The 16,501-nt window shown below is 65.2% G+C and carries 17 protein-coding genes and 1 pseudogene; 6 read left to right on the forward strand and 12 right to left on the reverse strand.

Annotation, left to right across the window (positions count from 1 at the left end; genetic code table 11):
* Positions 1–164: 164 nt before the first annotated feature.
* Together VYL96_RS00440 and VYL96_RS00445 are read left to right on the forward strand one after the other, a co-directional pair.
* Positions 165–2,150, forward strand: coding sequence for a bifunctional copper resistance protein CopD/cytochrome c oxidase assembly protein (locus VYL96_RS00440; protein WP_243699806.1), 1,986 nt, complete (start codon positions 165–167; stop codon positions 2,148–2,150).
* Between the two features lie 71 nt (positions 2,151–2,221).
* Positions 2,222–2,659, forward strand: coding sequence for a hypothetical protein (locus VYL96_RS00445; protein ID WP_131886543.1), 438 nt, complete (start codon positions 2,222–2,224; stop codon positions 2,657–2,659).
* A gap of 68 nt (positions 2,660–2,727) precedes the next feature.
* Here VYL96_RS00445 and VYL96_RS00450 read toward each other — a convergent pair whose 3' ends face one another.
* On the reverse strand, positions 2,728–3,204 hold the full coding sequence (locus VYL96_RS00450) for a M23 family metallopeptidase (protein ID WP_243699807.1): 477 nt from the start codon (positions 3,202–3,204) through the stop codon (positions 2,728–2,730).
* A 728-nt stretch (positions 3,205–3,932) separates the two neighbouring features.
* On the opposite strand from VYL96_RS00450, the gene VYL96_RS00455 reads away from it, so the two are divergent.
* Complete coding sequence (locus VYL96_RS00455) at positions 3,933–4,703, forward strand: M23 family metallopeptidase (protein ID WP_131886520.1); 771 nt, start codon at positions 3,933–3,935, stop codon at positions 4,701–4,703.
* A 204-nt stretch (positions 4,704–4,907) separates the two neighbouring features.
* Complete coding sequence (locus VYL96_RS00460) at positions 4,908–5,882, forward strand: SURF1 family cytochrome oxidase biogenesis protein (RefSeq protein WP_131886521.1); 975 nt, start codon at positions 4,908–4,910, stop codon at positions 5,880–5,882.
* Between the two features lie 95 nt (positions 5,883–5,977).
* Here the strand turns inward: VYL96_RS00460 and VYL96_RS00465 are convergent, their stop codons facing one another.
* The 6 genes from VYL96_RS00465 to merA form a co-directional block, all read right to left on the reverse strand.
* Complete coding sequence (locus VYL96_RS00465) at positions 5,978–6,625, reverse strand: vitamin K epoxide reductase family protein (protein WP_131886522.1); 648 nt, start codon at positions 6,623–6,625, stop codon at positions 5,978–5,980.
* The gene (locus tag VYL96_RS00470) at positions 6,609–7,253 is read right to left on the reverse strand and encodes a DsbA family protein (RefSeq protein WP_131886523.1); all 645 of its coding nucleotides are present in this window, start codon (positions 7,251–7,253) and stop codon (positions 6,609–6,611) included. Before VYL96_RS00470 ends, VYL96_RS00465 begins: the two co-directional genes overlap by 17 nt.
* A gap of 178 nt (positions 7,254–7,431) precedes the next feature.
* Positions 7,432–8,688, reverse strand: coding sequence for a Dyp-type peroxidase (locus tag VYL96_RS00475; RefSeq protein WP_131886524.1), 1,257 nt, complete (start codon positions 8,686–8,688; stop codon positions 7,432–7,434).
* Positions 8,689–8,694: 6 nt separating this feature from the next.
* Positions 8,695–9,039: a copper chaperone PCu(A)C gene (locus VYL96_RS00480; protein WP_329440327.1), complete on the reverse strand. Its 345-nt coding sequence runs from the start codon at positions 9,037–9,039 to the stop codon at positions 8,695–8,697.
* 249 nt (positions 9,040–9,288) lie between these two features.
* Positions 9,289–9,909, reverse strand: a complete 621-nt coding sequence (gene lspA, locus VYL96_RS00485; RefSeq protein ID WP_243699808.1) for a signal peptidase II — start codon at positions 9,907–9,909, stop codon at positions 9,289–9,291.
* A 24-nt stretch (positions 9,910–9,933) separates the two neighbouring features.
* Entirely contained in the window at positions 9,934–11,328 is a 1,395-nt protein-coding gene (gene merA, locus VYL96_RS00490; RefSeq protein WP_131886526.1) for a mercury(II) reductase, read from the reverse strand.
* A gap of 92 nt (positions 11,329–11,420) precedes the next feature.
* On the opposite strand from merA, the gene VYL96_RS00495 reads away from it, so the two are divergent.
* On the forward strand, positions 11,421–11,810 hold the full coding sequence (locus VYL96_RS00495) for a heavy metal-responsive transcriptional regulator (RefSeq protein WP_131886527.1): 390 nt from the start codon (positions 11,421–11,423) through the stop codon (positions 11,808–11,810).
* A gap of 146 nt (positions 11,811–11,956) precedes the next feature.
* Positions 11,957–12,200, forward strand: a pseudogene (locus VYL96_RS00500) (sensor histidine kinase); the annotation flags it as partial.
* 104 nt (positions 12,201–12,304) lie between these two features.
* On the opposite strand, the gene VYL96_RS00505 reads toward VYL96_RS00500, so the two are convergent.
* From VYL96_RS00505 to VYL96_RS00525, 5 genes are all read right to left on the reverse strand, one after another.
* Positions 12,305–12,706 (reverse strand): GIY-YIG nuclease family protein, encoded by a 402-nt coding sequence (locus tag VYL96_RS00505; protein WP_329440329.1) that lies wholly within the window; start codon positions 12,704–12,706, stop codon positions 12,305–12,307.
* Positions 12,707–12,831: 125 nt separating this feature from the next.
* A complete protein-coding gene (locus VYL96_RS00510; RefSeq protein ID WP_131886528.1) occupies positions 12,832–13,098 on the reverse strand; it encodes an XRE family transcriptional regulator in 267 nt (88 codons plus the stop codon).
* 70 nt (positions 13,099–13,168) lie between these two features.
* A complete protein-coding gene (locus tag VYL96_RS00515) occupies positions 13,169–14,653 on the reverse strand; it encodes a site-specific integrase (protein WP_182638211.1) in 1,485 nt (494 codons plus the stop codon).
* A gap of 21 nt (positions 14,654–14,674) precedes the next feature.
* On the reverse strand, positions 14,675–15,016 hold the full coding sequence (locus VYL96_RS00520) for a helix-turn-helix domain-containing protein (protein ID WP_131886530.1): 342 nt from the start codon (positions 15,014–15,016) through the stop codon (positions 14,675–14,677).
* Positions 15,013–16,143, reverse strand: coding sequence for a tyrosine-type recombinase/integrase (locus VYL96_RS00525; protein ID WP_227022476.1), 1,131 nt, complete (start codon positions 16,141–16,143; stop codon positions 15,013–15,015). The genes VYL96_RS00520 and VYL96_RS00525 overlap by 4 nt, the downstream gene beginning before the upstream one ends.
* Positions 16,144–16,501: the final 358 nt, after the last annotated feature.

The raw sequence follows: 16,501 nt of genomic DNA on the forward strand, positions 1-16,501 counted from the left end.
GGCGGGCGACCGTGGATGTGCGTCGTCGGGAAACTTCTGGTCGCTCCCGGGGCTGTGCTTTAGCAGGCGCGAATCGTTCCGAGGGGCACCTGCTTCCTACGATAGGGGCCATGTCGCCGTCGTCGAAGACATCCTCGTCCAAGGCTCCCGCAACCGTCACTCAGATGCGTATCCGCAGTGTGGTGCCGGTCGTGGTGCTGCTCGCGGTGGTGGCGGCAGCGGTAGTGATCCCGCTGTCGCGGATGTCTACCGAACTGGCGCTGGAGCTGATCGGAGTTCCGGACCCGGGCCTGCTCACCACGGCCGGACTGCCAGCGGTCCGCGCGATCGCCGAGCTGCTGGCATCGGTGGCGGTGGGGATGGCGCTGTTCGCGGCATTCTTCACCCCGCCGCAGCAGGACAAGACCCTCGACGTGGACGGCTACCGCGCGCAGAGGATCTGCTCGTGGGTCAACATCGCGTGGGCGGTGGCTGCGGCGCTGCTCATCCCGCTGACCCTGTCGGACGTCTCCGGGCGCACGCTCTGGCAGTCTCTGCCGCCGGACCAGTGGTTGGTGGCGATTACCCAGATCGACGTGGCATCCTCCTGGCGCTGGGCCGCGGTCATCGCGCTGGTGGCCGGGGTTGGGCAGCGGCTGACCCTGAGCTGGCGTTGGTCGGTGATCTGGCTGGGTGTCACGGTGCTTTCGCTGTTACCGGTGGCGGCTACGGGGCACGCCTCGGGCGGCACCGCCCACGACATTGCGACCAACTCGCTGATCATCCACCTGTTTGCCGCCGCGTTTTATATCGGCGGGCTCGTCGCGGTGCTCGCCCACGCGATGCGGGGCGGCACCCGCGTGGCACTGGCGCTGAGACGCTATTCGGTGGTGGCCACGGTTGCGATCATCGCGCTTGGGGTGTCCGGAATCATCAACGCGCTAGTTCGTCTTCACCCCGCGGACCTGCTCACCTCGACCTACGGTCTGCTCATGGTCGCCAAGGCGTTGTGCCTGGCTCTGCTGGCGGTGTTCGGGCTGGCCATACGGCGTCGCATCATTACGCGCATTGAGTCCAGATCCGACAACGCGCCGGTCGACCGGGGCACGCTGCTGCGAATTGGCCTGGTCGAGACGATAGTCATGGCTGGCACGTTGGGTCTGTCGGTCTCCCTCGGCCGCACCCCGCCGCCGGCGCCGCTCTACATCCCCACTCGGCTTGAGTCGCTGCTGGGCTTCGAGCTGCCGGGCCCGTTCTCCCTTGGCACGGTGTTCGGGCTGTGGCGCCTGGACCTCATATTGGGTCTGGCCTCGATGATCCTGCTCGGGCTTTACGTGTGGGGGCTAATCACGCTGCACCGTCGCGGCGATGCTTGGCCGCTGGCCCGGACTGCAGCGTGGGTTCTCGGGTGTGTGCTGCTGTTCCTCGCCACCAGCTCCGGTATGGGGATGTACATGATGGCCGATTTTTCCAGCCATATGGTCGGGCACACGCTAATCTCGATGCTCGTACCGGTTTTACTCGTGCTTGGCGGGCCATTGACCCTGGCATGGCGTGCTCTCCCGGCGGCGGGCCGCGATGATGCGCCGGGGCCGCGCGAGTGGATCGTGGAGTTTGTCAACAATCCACTCCAGAGGTTTCTCACGCATCCGATCGTGGCGGCGGTGCAGTTCGTGGCTAGCTTCTACCTCATCTACTTCGGCGGTTTCTACCAAGATTTAGCTTCCGAGCACATGGGCCGGATGTTCATGAACGTGTACTTCCTGATCTGCGGCTACCTCTTCTACTGGGTCTTCATCGGTGTCGACGCCACGCCGCGGCGCTTCTCGCCGCTCTACAAACTCGTGGTGCTGCTGGCCTCGCTGCCGTTCCACGCTCTCTTCGGCATCACGCTGATGAGCTCCCAGACCGTGCTCGGCGAGAGCCGTTACTCGGAGATCGGATTGCCATGGATCCCGGATCTGCTAGCGAGTCAGCAGGTGGGAGGCGGAGTCGCATGGGGGCTAGGGCAGATCCCGCTGGTCATTGTCACGCTGGCCTTGGCCTGGCAGTGGTTCCAGAGCGACACGCGTGATGCACCACGTGGGGAACAGCAAGTCGAGCGCGACGACGAGGCTGAAACCTCTACCGAGTTGCTCCGCGAGCTTCCCGATGCTGGCAGGCAGGAGTAAGGCCGCAGATGCTTCAAGGCGAGGACGGTTGTTTGGCACCCCACGAGTTCACTCGATCGCACTGGGTTGCGATGCGAGAATTTGTGCTCGTCGGCCTCACCGCCATCATCGCGGGCGGTCTGGTGGCCGCGGTCACCGGTCCTACCGAATTTGCTGATGGTTCCTGGGTGGCGGCTTACCTGGTGCTGGTTGTGGGGGTGGCCCAGGTAGGGCTGGGCGCGGGGCAGGCACTGCTCGCTGCCGACGTCCTGTCCGGTCGGCTGCGTATGGTCCAGCTCCTGGCCTACAACTTGGCCAACAGTGCAGTCCTCGTTGGAACTCTGGCCGAGTCCGTGGTCGTGGTTGTCGGCGGCGGAGTGCTGATGCTGGCATCACTCGCGTTGTTCCTGGCTCCAGCGCGCCATGTTCATGCGCTTACGTGGTACCTCGTGCTCTACCGGATGGCCATCGTGATCCTGGCAGTGAGCGTGCCGGTGGGCATTGTCCTCTCGGTTGTTCGCCACGGCTGAACCCGGTAGCACCGGGGTGAAACGGGGCCGGAGCCGCGTGTGCCGTCCGGGCTGTCAGGGTACGGGCGTCAGAGGGGGCTGCTGCTCGGCCCTGAGTTGACTATGACGCCCCGTTCTGCCAGCCATGCCGAGGGATCGATCGCCCGTGAGCCGCCGTCGGCCCATACCTCGAAGTGCACATGCGGGCCGGTGGAGAAGCCGCGGTTGCCCATCACACCGATTTGCTGACCAGCAACGACAGTGTCACCGACTTGCACTGTATTGCTCTCGTTGTGGCCGTAGACGGTCATGAAGCCGTCCGGCGACATGATCCGGATCCAGATGCCGAAACCGGAGGCCGGGCCGGAGTCGATGACGATTCCGTCGGTCGCGGCGAACAGCGGCGTGCCGATGGTGTTGGCAACATCGAGACCTGAGTGGGTCGTGCCCCACCGGGGGCCGAAAGAGGATGTAGAGGTGCCCGTTGCCGGGAGGGCCACACTGGGGCGCCGGGCCAGCTCCTCGGTAATCTCACGTTGGTAACTGAGCTCGGTGCCGCTCTGCAAAGAGTCAATGAAGCCCGCGGCTGTGGAGTCTGCCCCCGGCTGGTCTGATCCACCCGCGTTGTCGGAGGGAAGGACGAGGGGAACCGAGGGGGTTTGGGCAGGGGTGTCCTCGGTGTGGGGGGCTGGAGTGCTGCCGGTCGGGGGTTGGTCCGTGGACAGAAGGGCGATTCGATGATCGTCGGCGGGGGCCGCCGCGGCAAGTGAGGCACCCGCGGCCAAGGCCACGACCGCGGCGATGCTCCGGCGGTTGTCGGGTGACGCTCGACGATGGGCTCCGCGGCGCCGCCGACGGGGGCTGCTTGTCCGAGAGGAGTGCTTTGGTCCTGCTCGCTTCGCCACGGTCTCCCTATCTCGTCGTCTAGCCGTGATCGTTTCGTGACCTGGCCACGGTCAAAGATAGTTGGTGACCACCTGGGGGAGCAAGGTGGATGCGCTCAGATGGCGATCGTCACAGGAGTGCGGGAACGACGGGTCGGCGCCGGGCGTGACAGTCATTGTCCAGCGTCCCAGGCGGAGAACACTTCTCGCCGGCGAGGGCGGCAAGGCGGCGCCGGAGATTTCCTAGTCCGGTCACTGCGGCGGGGCTGGCGGAGGTCACAATGGTTTCGTCAAGGGTGACAGAATTGATATTGAGTTGTTATATTCGGTCGTGTTGCCGGCAAGGTCGGTCACCCGCTTCGGATGGACGGCGCGGGATCGAAGTAACCACGAACGAGGGAGACACCCTTATGACCGACTCCACCCGGTCCGTGACCGTCGCAGAGCTCACCGAACGTTTGGGCGTACGCAATGCGACTCTGGCCGGTGGTCGCCATCGTGTGGCCACCGGCAATTCGACCGTCTCGCGGTTCGTTGGTAGCGCCGTGGTTGGCGCCGCCCTCTCCGGCGGCCTTGGTCTTGCTTTTGCCCCGGCTGCCGCCGCTCAGCCCGCCGCGATCGAACACCTCCCGGTCGTCGAGGCGATCCAGGCTGCTGCCGAGCAGTTCGGCATCGGCCCCGCCGAGATCCAGAGGATCGGGGAGCAGTTCGGCCTCGCCCCAAGTGAGGTCCGGCAGTACGCTGCCGGACTCGGACTCGGCTCCCTCGGAGAAAGCGCCGGGAGTCCGCAGATCGGCGGCGCACATGCCCCTACGGAGGCCGTGATCACCTCGGGGTTCGGCCCGCGTTGGGGCAGCTTCCATAACGGCACTGATTTCGGTGCGCCGATTGGCACGCCGCTCTACGCCGCCAAGAGTGGTGTTGTCGAAGCCGCAGGCCCCGCCGCCGGGTACGGCATCTGGATCCGCATCCGCACCGACGACGGCGAGCTGCTGGAGTACGGCCACAACGACCAGAACTACGTCAGCGTCGGCCAACGGGTCAACGCCGGGGAAGTGATCGGGACCGTCGGCAACCGTGGGGACTCCACCGGCCCCCACCTGCACTTCCGCGTGCAGAACGCTGTAGGCCAGTGGGTCGATCCGGTGCCGTGGCTCGCGGCTCACGGGGTGCTGGTCTAGCTCGGTCTCATGCGTCCGGTACACCCGCGTACCTAGGGGTACTGCGGATCTGAGGTTGGTGCCGCGAGGCGGCAGGAATCGTGGCAAGTCAGGTGCGGATTTCCCGGTTGGTTCGAGTGCTCCGACAGGACCGTGTAGCCGACTCCTCGACGCCGTGGGGGACCCAGCGGTGATCGCACCGTCGGCACCATTACTGTTCGATAGGTGAAGCGAATCTCCCGCATGATCAAGCCAGGATGGTTGATCAGCCTTGTGTTCGTCGGCCTATTCGTCTACTTGTGCCTGACGACGCTTGCGCCGTGGCAGCTGAACAAGTACGAGGCGCTCCAGCAACGCAATGCCCAACTCTTCGAAAGCACCGTGGCAGCGCCCAGTGCACTGCAGGACGTGGTCGGGCGCGACGGGGACCTCGGCGACTCCGAATGGCTTCTGGTAACTACGAGCGGACGTTATCTCCCCATAGAGGATGTCCTGTTGCGGATGCAGTCCGTCGACGGAGAACTGGTTTACCAGGCACTTAGCGTCTTCCGCACCGATGCGGGCGACAACCTGCTCGTCAATCGCGGATGGGTCCGCGTCGGCGAAGACAATACTGTCCCGGAGTTTCCTCCCGTGTCGTCGGGGCAGATCACCATCACCGCCCGACTCAGAATGCCGATGGAGGGGCCCGCCGAAGCCATCGTTCTGCACGATTGGAACATGGTGCGCAACATCAATCCCCAGGCCATCGGCGAGATCGTCGACGTAGACCTCGCGGCCCACTACCTCCAACTCCCCGGCGGGCAGCCAGGTTCGCTGGAACCAATGCCCGTGCCTTCGGTCGAGTCGGGCCCCTACTTGTCCTACGGGCTGCAGTGGATGGCCTTCGGTGTCCTAGCTCCCGTCGGCCTGGGCTACTTCGTGTGGAGCGAGCTGCGCCAGCGACGTCGTCTGGACCACGAGGACACCGACGACGACGTCGCCGATTCCTCTCAGAGCCCTCCCGAGGGGGAGCATCGCGGCACTGCCGAGCACGCCAGCGCCGCACAGCCCGGGGACACGGTCGCCGGTGAGGGGCAGGCGAGCGAGGTTGTCGATTCGGATCGGCTCGTGGCGGCGGCCATGCGTGATCGCTACGGTGACCGGTTCGCTACCGAGCATCGACGCCAATGGCGTCGAGGCGACCGTTTCGACGCCTGATCGCTTAAGGCGGCCGACGCAGGGACTACAGGGCTGCGGTGCGCTTGGCGCCGGGTAATCACCTCAAAAAGCCCTTTGGTCATCGGTGAGCGTGTCTAGATGAGGGTGATCCAGTAATCCCAGAAGCGGTGAGTGACGAGTAGCAGCACAAGCAGATACCAGGCGGTGAGGACTGCGCCACGGTATTCGGTGGCTGCGGTGAGGATTCGCGCAAGTCTCGCCGGTTTGCTGTGGCGCAGGGGCTGCAGATTGTAAATGGTGCAATACCAGAAGATCGGTATGGTCACTGCCCAGACGATCATGCAGTACGGACAGAGGGCACCAATGTTGTACAAGCTCTGATAGATGAGCCAGTGGATGAACACCACCGCGAACGTGACGCCTACCTGGATGCCGGCCCAGAACCATCGTTGGAAGACCCCTCCGGCCAAGAGCGCGGCGCCGAGCGCTGTCGTGGTCGCGAATCCGGCGATGCCGATGATCGGATTGGGGATGCCAAAAGCCTCGGCCTGCGCCGTGGTCATCACCGACCCGCAGGACAGGACCGGGTTAATGCTGCAGGACGGAACGTAGTCCGGATTCTCGAGCAGCGCGATCTTCTCCACCAGCAGCACAACCGCCGCGACCAGGCCGATAAGCCCACCAACGATCAGTAGAACAGCGAGTCTGCGGCGGGGGCCCTGATCCGGATCGACGTCGGTGGAGAGTGCGACCGGGGTGGCAGGGCTATTCGAGGGCAGCATTGATGCTGTTCTCTAGATCGGTGACGCTGGTCGGGTCGAGGCGTTCCCCGTCCAGGAAGAACGTCGGCGTGCCAGTGACCCCAAGGCGCTGGCCGTCTTGCTTGCTCTGTTCGATGCGACTGAGGGTGGCGGGGTCGTTGTATGCGCGCTCGAAGCGATCCATATCTAACCCCAGTTCCTCGGCATAGCCGAAGAACGTGTCCATTTGCGGGGTTTGTTGGTGGCCCCACTGCTCGGGTGTGTCAAACAGTTTGCGGTACATGGCCTCGAACTGGCCTTGCTCAGCGGCGGCCTCGGCGGCCAGGGCCGCCGCCATGGAGTTGTCGTGCAGGGGCATGTGGCGCACCACGAACGTCACCCGGTCCCCGTACTGCTCGCGGAGGTCCTCAATCGTCGGATAGAGCGCGATGCAGGCCTCGCATTCGAAATCGAGGAACTCAACGAAGACGGCGTCACCGCCCTCAGACAGTCGGGGGCTGTCCTCACGCACCAACACTCCGGTGCCCGCACTGTCATCGGGTCCTGCCTGCTCGGAGCCGGAATCGTTCCCGGCAGCCAGTAAGGCCACAACCAGGACGACCAGCGCAGCCGTGATCAGCGCTAGCGAGAGTTTCAGATTCTTACTCAACAGATTGTCCGCTTTCCGACTCGTGCGTGCCCTGACGTGATCACTGGATGATAATCGGGCCAGCCGTAGCGATAGCGGTGAGGCGGGGCAACCGGAGCGCGACCTGCCCACGAGACGACGGCCGGACAGACCCGAATCGAGCGGAGCGGTGACCGTAATCCACGGCCGTTGCGTGCGGCTATCCCTCCAGTGCGCTCTCGCCGACGTAGCCGCCCTCGTGGCACCCCGGTGGGATCGCGAAAACGGCGGAGCCGATCGGAACTGTCCAGGTGTTGAGCATGTCCTGCGCTGCCAGTCGCTGCTGGATCGGCACGAACTGGCGTACCGGGTCGGCCTGGTAGGAAGCGAACAACAGACCAGAGTTGCTGATCTGGCCGGAATCCGGGACATCGTCATAGTTGTACGGTCGTCGCAGAATCGTCTCGGACCGGACCCTCGGCCGGGCCCGGGCGATGTGTGATTCGGTGGGAATGACGGTCAACCCGGTCTGGTCGATCGCCTCGAAGTCCGCGGGATCGTGTTCAGTGGCACCGGTCAATGGCGCGCCCGAGTCGAGTTTCCGTCCGATCGTGAGCTCACGGGAGCTCCGTTCGATCTCCTCCCAGGTGTCCATCGTCATCCGGATACGACGCAACACCAGGGAGGTACCGCCCCGCATCCATCGCCGGTCGGCGCCATCGGAGTAGAGCAACTGGTCGTAGTCGGCATCGGCCGGCGCGGGATTGGCGGTGCCGTCAATCTGCCCGAAAAGGTTGCGTTGTGTCTGCCCGGACGGGTCGGTGCCCACGGCACGACGGAACCCTCGCTGCGCCCACCGCTGAAGGACCGCATCGCGAACACCCGAGGACAGAATCCGGGCCGAGTGGGCGACGGTGAGCGGGTCGTCGGCACAGACCTGCAGCAGCAGATCGCCGCCGGACCACCGGTCCTCGAGCCGGTCGATCTGCGGGAAGTCCGGTAGCGGCTGCAACCACTCCGGGGTCCGGTCTCCAAGACCGACCTTGCCGAGCAGCTCCGGGCCGAAGCCGATAGTCACCGTCAACCGGGACGGTCCTTCAGCCAACTCGTGTTGCAGGTCGGCCAGACCGCCGCGCCCCTGCGTGAGCCGGGCCGCGTCCTGCGTCCAGGCTCGCAGTACGCCGATGAGATCGGTGCGGCGAACGCCGTCTCGCAAATCGAATGCCACATACGCGGCATGCGCCTGCGGCGCCGTGGTGATGCCGGACTGACGGTCACCATGGAAAGGCTCGGTGGCTGCGCCGACGGCCCGGGAGTTGGCCACCGCGTCGCGATCAGGGGTCCGCGCGGTGGCGGTGCGCCCACCAACTCCCCACCCCGCAGCTCCTCCGGCGACGGCCGCCCCACCGGTGAGAGCCGCGCCGCCGACCAGGAAGGATCTGCGATTCAACGCCGAGTGGTGGTTACTGTCACCCATTGCCTGTCACTCCCCGCCCTGGTACTGCTCATTGCCCCCCTCGAACGACCGTGCCGAGGCGACGATCTCGCTGCTGTCGCCGTTCTCCAATGTGAGGGTCACGGCGACTTCCTGACCTGTGCGGATCGATTCGTGCACGCCCATCAGCATGATGTGATTCCCGCCAGGTTCGAACACAAGCTCTCCACCTGCCGGGATGACAAAGCCGCCCTCTCGCTCCCGCATCATCGAGCCACCCGTCCCCGAGACGGTCTCGTGCAACTCGGCCTCACCGGAAACCACGGAGGCCACCTCGACCAAGCGGACATCCTCATCGGATTGATTTCGCACGATCTCAAACACCGGTGCCATCGCGCCACCGTCACCGTGCGCATTCGGGTCAGCAGGACCGGGGTCACCAGTGGCCTCGCCGTGGTCGGTACCCCCATTGACGTCGGTGGACTTGACCCACGCATCCTCCACCACAAGGGGCGCCGCGCCGGCGGTCGAGGCTGCGGTCGTCTCAGTCTCGGTGCTGCCCGAGGTGCACCCGGTGGACCAGGTACGACCGAACTAGAGGCGAGCGCGACTTAGTCGACTGGCTGCGCTGCTGCGGCCACCTCAGTTGTCATGAGGTCCCCTGGCTTGCCGGGTCGCAGCTTCGGGCGTTCCCATGACGTTGGTCCTGTCGCGGCCGGTGAGGGTGGCCACGATCAGCACCACGGCGCCACTGGTGATGAAGACATCGGCGAGGTTGAAGGTAGGGAACCAACCGGTGTGCAGGTAGTCAGTCACCACCCCGTCGGTGGCGCGATCGATGAAGTTGGCCACAGCTCCGCCGAGGATCAGGGCCAGCGCCAGTCGTACTGTGCGCGTTGCGGAGCGGGTGGCCCGCCAGGCGAGGATCGCTAGCGCACAGATGATGATTCCAGTGATGGCGAGAACGACGCTGGCGGGGAGGCCAGCGCCGAGGCTGAACGCCACCCCGGAGTTGAAGCCCAGGCGCAGCTGCATTAGTCCCAGGTCCACCGTATGGCCGTCGGCCAGTGCTCCGCCTGCCCAAGTCTTAGCTCCGAGGTCCGCCGCGGCCAGCAGCACGACAGAGACGACCAGAGCAGTTCGCGCCAGGGCGCCTTGTTTGCTTTGGTGGGGTGGTTCAGTAACGGGATTGACGTCCTTCGGCATGACGTCATCTTCCCTCGACTCGAAACCGAGGCGGCAGGAAATCTCGATCGCGAACAACCAAACCTCTCCTAGAGGCGGTGTTCAGGCGCAGCAGGAGGTGGGCAGTTCGGTGTGGAAGGCGTGTGCAACCAGGCGCAAGGCTTCGGAGGTCGTCAAATAGGGGGCCCAGGTGTCGGAAATCTGGCGGGTGGTCATCCCGGCTGTGATGGCGTAGGTCGCCGCGAGCATGATTTCTCCGGCGTGGTCTCCGATGGCGCTGAGTCCGAGGATTCTTCCGGTTTCTGTTTCGGCGACCATCTTGATCGCCCCGCGAGTGTCCTGGTCGACTAAGGCGCGAGGCAGGTCTTCGAAGCTCATCACCCGGGTTTGGCAGCGGTGCCCGGCGGCCCGGGCTGCGGCCTCGGTGAGACCGGCGGTGGCCAGGTGGGGGCGGGAGAAGATCACCGCTGGCAGTCCGGTGTAGTCGACGACCTCGCCTGGGCCCTGCGGATCGGTGCGAAGGGCATTGGCGGCGGCGGCTTTTCCGGTGGCAGCAGCGACGTAGACGAACTGGGGTGCCGAGGTGGCGTCACCGGCGGCGAATACGCGTCGGTTGGTGGTGCGCTGATGCTCGTCGACGAGGATGAATCCGTCCGGGTCGGTGGTGATTCCTGCGGCTGGCAGGTTGAGGCGGTCTGTGGACGGGCGACGCCCGGTGGCCACCAGTAGCCGTTCTGCGCAGTGGCTGCGGCCCGAAGCGGTACGGACTGTGACGTGTGCGTTCTGCCGGTCGACAGAGGTGGCGTGCTCTTCGACCACCGTGATCCCGCCCTGGGCCAGGGCCTGGCGAAGGATGACGACCATCTCCGGCTCGGCAGCAGGGGTGATCCTGCCGATGATGGTCACCCGGGTGCCCAGATGGGCGAAGAGTTGGGCCTGTTCGATACCGACGTAGCCACCGCCGATGACGATCATGGAGTCGGGCAGTTCAGTTAATTCCATGGCGGTGGTCGAGGTTAGATACTCCACCTCGTCCAGCCCGGTCACCTCCTTCGGTAGTGCCGGTTCTGCTCCGGTGGCCAGTACCACCGAACCGGCCGCCACCGGATCCCCATCCATCACCAGAGTGTCGGGATCGAGGAAGGAAGCCTCCCCACGGCGGATTTCGAAGCCATGGGCGTTCGCGACGTCGGTGTACTTGGTCTCTCGCAGTCGGGTGATCAGCTGGTCCTTCTGCTTGACCAGCGCTCCCAGATCAACGTCCCGGGCGAGGGTGGGGACCCCGGGGAAGGGATTGGTCAGTGCGGCCTGGCGGGTGCCGGCAGCGGCCAGCAGCGTCTTGGACGGGACGCACCCGATGTTCACGCAGGTGCCGCCGATGGTGCCGCGCTCGATCACCAGCACCGTCCTGCCGGCCTGTCGAGCGGTGATAGCGGCCGCCATGGCTGCCCCGCCGGAGCCCACCACCGCCAAATCGAATTCGAAACCCGGTTCCATCAGATGGCCCCTCTCTTTCTTCGCTCATTAGGATGGACCTTCCAGTGCACTGGAAGGTCAAACCAGGCGGTCTTGAAGGAGCGGTAATTTCAATGAGGATCGGCGAACTGGCTGCCGCGGCGGGCACCACTCCGAAAACCCTTCGCTTCTACGAATCCGTGGGCCTTCTCCCGCCTCCACAACGAACCCTCAACGGTTACCGTGACTACCCTGAGCACGTGATCTCCCGGCTCGATTTCATCCGGCGGGGCCAGAGCGCGGGGCTATCGCTTGCCCGCATCGGTGAGATCCTCCGGATTCGCGATGACGGACAGGCACCTTGCGCTCACGTCGATACACTCCTGGTGACTCGACTGGATGAGATCGACCAGCAGATAGCCGACCTTTTGCAGCTGCGTCAGGCAGTGGCCCAGCTCCAGTCCGCCAGCCGCACAGTGGACCCTGCGACCTGCCAAGCCGAGACAATCTGCCGTTACCTCTGACTGGCGGTGCTGTGGTCCACGCGGGACGCACCTCCTTCCCTGCCGGCCGGTGGCCGCGACCCGGCGGGGGGTTGTCAGGTGAGTCTCATGGTGGTCAGGCAGGTGAGGTCCTGGTCTCCGGTGGCGATCGGAACCCTCCGACAGATCCAGGGAGGTTCAAGATCAGCGTGTCGGACTCCGGCGAAGGAATCGCCCCACACCACCTCGGCCACCTCTTCGGCCGCTTTCTACCGAGCCGACACCTCACGCGGCCGCCACAGCGGCGGCAGCGGTATCGGCCTGACCATCACTCGCGCACTCGTCGAAGCCCACGCCGGGCACATTCGAGCACACAGCGACGGGCCCGGCCAAGGGGCAAGCTTCACCGTCACAATTCCGAAGCCTGGCTAAGACGACCCCGGTGTAGGGGCCTGTAGGAAGCTCAAGCGGCGCGCAATCTACAACTCGGCATCGTCGGCTTTACAGAACGCCTGGATGGCGGAGGGTGGTCTGCTTCAGGCGCTGCTGTTGAATGCATTGCGGGCGGCGGCTACGACGTCGCGGATCGCGCCGGTGGCATGTTCGAGGTTCAGCGGCGGTGCCCATTGCGCAATGACGGCTGCTTCGACCGCAGCGGGGTCGGGGTGCTCGCACCAGGTCAGGTGAAGGTGGATGTGCATCCAGTCCGTGAGCCTGGCCTCGTCGTGGGCGATCAGCACGACGCGGTCGGTGCGCTCAGTGCGGTAGCCGTGCTCGGCGAGTAGCAGGCCGGCGAGGGTGCGACGCAGGGCCGAGCTTCCGCTACGCCGCAGGTGGTTGCTGATGATCCGGCGTCGCAGGTTCGAGGCGATCCCGATGTAGAGCAACCGCAGTTCGTCGTGGTGCGGATGGGCGGGGCCGGGCAGGTGCGGCAGTATCTCTGGGGCTGCCCACTACGCATATAGCCCGGATACCGCGGGTAACGTGGTCAGGTCTCCGAGTGGGTGGGTGGTGGAACTCAGGGCCGCAATCGTGGCCGCCGGGCCGAGGGGGTCAGGGGCGGTCATGCCAGTACGTCTGATAATCCGTCGGTGGCGTCGAGGTAGCCGACATCGCGCAAGGCCGCCTCGAGAACCCGGACATACGGAAGATGCAGTTCGGTAGCCATGCCGTCGAGAGTCGTTCGGGCCGGCAGGCCGCGCAGTCCGAAGGTGCGCCACAGGTGCAGATTCTGGCGGGTGATCCCGATTCGGCGGGCCAGCTCGGCCTCACTGACGCCGTAGGTGTGCTTGTGGGCGTCGATGAGTTCGACCAGTCGAGGAGTCTTCATGGCCCTGAGTGTCAGCCTGTGTCACGAGTGTCGTCAAGGGACAGTTAACGGTTACGACAAGCGTTACTGGTCAGGTGCCGGGTTCTGTGGTGTCGGGTTCCTGGCGGAGTTCGGGGTAGGCGCTCCAGTTGGTACCGCTGATGAATGCGTGTCGCTCGGTTGTCTGAGCTCTGTATCCGAATTGGGTTGCCGCGATCGCTGGAGGAATGGCGCGGACCAGTTCGCGCATCGCGCTGTTGCGTGCGCCTTGGAGGTCGATTCCGTTGGCGCGGAGCTTTCCCATCAGGGTCTGCGGGTTGATGTGATGGCCTGCAGTGACTCCGGGAAATAGCCATTGGGATGTCTGGTTGGCGGCGGTGTTCATGTTGGGCCGCTGTGCGATGAGCTCAGTCACGGGGTCGGCGAGAGGAGGTGGGAGTTCTACCTCGGCGTCGGCGAATCGGATCCACAGGCTGCCGCTGTCGTCGGTCCGCAGTGCGTCCAGTTTGATGGCGGCGATGCGCGAAACTGGTTGCGCGCAGATCAGCAGCAGGACGGTGGCGGCTTTAACCCACACCGGGGTGTCACGGTGTCCCAGGATCGTCGTCAATCGGGCGTAGCGCTCATCGTCGCTGGTCATGGGGTGGGTTCGAGCACGTCGGTAGGGGAACTCCAGGTGGGCGGTTATGTGTTGATGCGTGATGCACCATCTGACGAACATTCTGGCGATGCTGCGGGTGGTCGGCCCGGTGGCGAGCCAGGCGTCGATGTCGGATTGTGTCGCTTGCGCCAGTGGCGTGTTACGGGTGTAGAGCCAGTTGGTGAAGTCGATCGCGGCGGTGATCTCCTGCTTGGCGTTGGCGATCGGCCCGTTCTCCAGGGGTTGGCGCTGGGAGCGGGCGCGGAGTTTGCGCAGGTGATGCCAGGTGGCGAATCCGGTGATGACCTGCTGCGATTGGTGAATTGGTGTGGAGGCGAGCTTCTTTTTGAGCCAGCTGGTGAAGCGGTCGAGGTTGCGGTCGTAGGGTGCGAGGATTCCGCAGCTGATGAACAGGTCCCGGAGATGGCGTGCGGTGCGTTCGGCGGGGTAGTGGGCGAAGGTGTCGTGACTGATGGTCAAGCGGTGTTGCGCGAACCCGTCCAGGAGCTGGCGAACGTCGGGGTTGCGTAGCCAGATGAGTGCACTTCGCGGGTGGTCTTGGCTGGTCAGCGCATCGAGTAGGGGCTGCAGCTCGGTGGAAATGTGGCCGGTGTCGGCGGTGGTGAGCAGGGCGGTCAGGTCGTCGGTGAGGCAGCATCGGGCGCAGAGTCCTCGGCGGTGGGGTTCGTCTTGGTCGCCGCAGCGGGTGCAGGTCAGCCGGGGGTCGTCGATTCCGGCGCAGTCGGTGCAGATGGCCTGGGTGTCGTCCAGGCCGGGTAGGAGCCGGTCTGGGCGCTGGCAGCTGGGGCAGGTCCCGCGTCGGCGGGTGGCCTGTTGGTAGCAGCGGCGGCAGACGAAGCCCTCGGGCCAGCGCACGCCGCGATGCTGCCGCTCGTCGTGGCACCGTGTGCAGTGGTACTTCGATGTGTCAGCCATGTGCTCGCCGCCGCGGATTGTCTAGTCCGGTGGGCCGGGTCGGTGAATATGAGCCCGCTTCGGCCGCAGCGGACCATCAGCTGCGGGGGAGACGTCCGTGGCCGTGGCGGTGCGTCGTGAGGGGGCGGTGTCGACGCGGAAGCCGCAGAGGTCCTCGACGGTGCAGTCCAGGACGTGGCACAGGGCGCCGAGCAGGGTCAGGGGCAGCCGGTCCGGGGTGCGTCCGAGGAGTCGGTAGAGCTGGGAGGCGGAGAGTTCGATGCCGACCTCGTGCAGCGGGGTGATCAGGTCGGACAGGTTGTGCATGTCTCGGTCGGTCATGATTTGGCGTAGTCGCCACTGGTAGGCGATCCGGTGCTTCATGTCCTGTTGGTCCTTTCGGGCAGGTGGCCGGCTGCGGCGCGGAGCGCGGCGGCCACGACGCGGCTGCGGTAGTCGGGGGAGACGAAGGTGTAGAGCGAGGTGGTCGAGGCGTACTCGTGTCCGACCTGCTCTTGGATGAAGCGGGTGTCGTAGCCGCACTCGACCAGCAGCGTGACGTAGCTGCGGCGCAGGGAGTGAAAGTCCAGTCCGGGGTCGGTCAGGCCGGCTGTGTCACAGAGTTCTGAGAAGCTGTGGGACAGTGCCCCGTTCGAGATCCGATCGGATCGCTCGGTCGGAAACAATGCTGTCCCGGTGGCCTGGTCAAAGCCTGGGCGTCCCTGGTCGATCCACTGCTCGAGGCAGTCGATCACCCATGCGGTCTCCGGGACGGTCAGGACGCCGCGCCGTTTGGTGGGGGATCCTTTGCTGGGCTTGCCGTAGCGGACGTAGCAGACCCCGAAGCGGCCGAACTGCCGTGCACGCGGGTTTGGTCCGAAGTCGGTCAGGTCCAGCATGCGCACTTCGTTGCGCCGTAGGCCCCAGGCGTAGGCGACCTTGGTGATCGTCGCGGTGCGCAGCGCCACCATCGCCCCTTTCGCGCCGACCTGAAAGCGGTGGGTGACCTGCGCGTCTGCGGTATCGCACAGGTCCTGCAGCTCGTCGGTGCTGTACGCGCGTTTGCGCGGGTCGCCGGGGCTCTCGTGTGCGTGGCGGGCCGAGTTGGCCTCGGTGATGATCTGTACGGGATGGGTGGCGAACCGGTCCTGGCATTGCTGGGCCCACTCGTAGGCCGGGTCGAGCAGGTAGTCCATGAAGTGCCGCAGCGCACCCTGGTAACTCAGGATCGTGCTGTGTGCGAGGCCGTGGATCCCGCGCAGTTCGGTGATCCAGTCATCGGCCATCGCGGGCGTCCAGGCCCACGGTCCCTCGACCTCACAGAAGTCCTGGAACCGCCGGATCGTTGCTACCTGCGCCGAGATCGTGCCGGCAGAGAGGTTCCGTGCCATTTGTTGGTGGGACCATCCGGTGACCATCGCCTCGAACACTGCGGTTTCCGGCCGCAGGACAGCGATACCGTCGGCCAGCTGCAGCCGCGCCGATCCCGGAGGCAGATCCTGCTTCGACATCTCGCACCGTCCAATAATGGTTCGCGATATGTGCGAAATTATCGCACTTAATGCGAAACTCGGCAAGAGGTCGCTGGTGGCAGGGTTGCCCGACGCTTCGCTATGGCCCAGCGGCCAAGGCGCACCAAGGGCTCAAGCGACAGCCTGGCACCTGAGGGTGTGCAGGTCACGTGGGCTGTTGGGCAATGTGGGCGAGGGGCGATTCGGTGGAGGTGTCGAGTTCGCAGGATCTACAACTCAGCAGCTTTCACTTTACATAAGATAAGTTATCGGCGTTCACTTCACGGCTGGTCAGAGCGTTTTCCGCACGGGTCAACCACCCATGGCCGGACATGCGCCTGTGGCGGCGGGGCTGGTT

This window comes from Dietzia maris, from assembly GCF_036287335.1.
GTDB classification, from domain to species: domain Bacteria; phylum Actinomycetota; class Actinomycetes; order Mycobacteriales; family Mycobacteriaceae; genus Dietzia; species Dietzia cinnamea.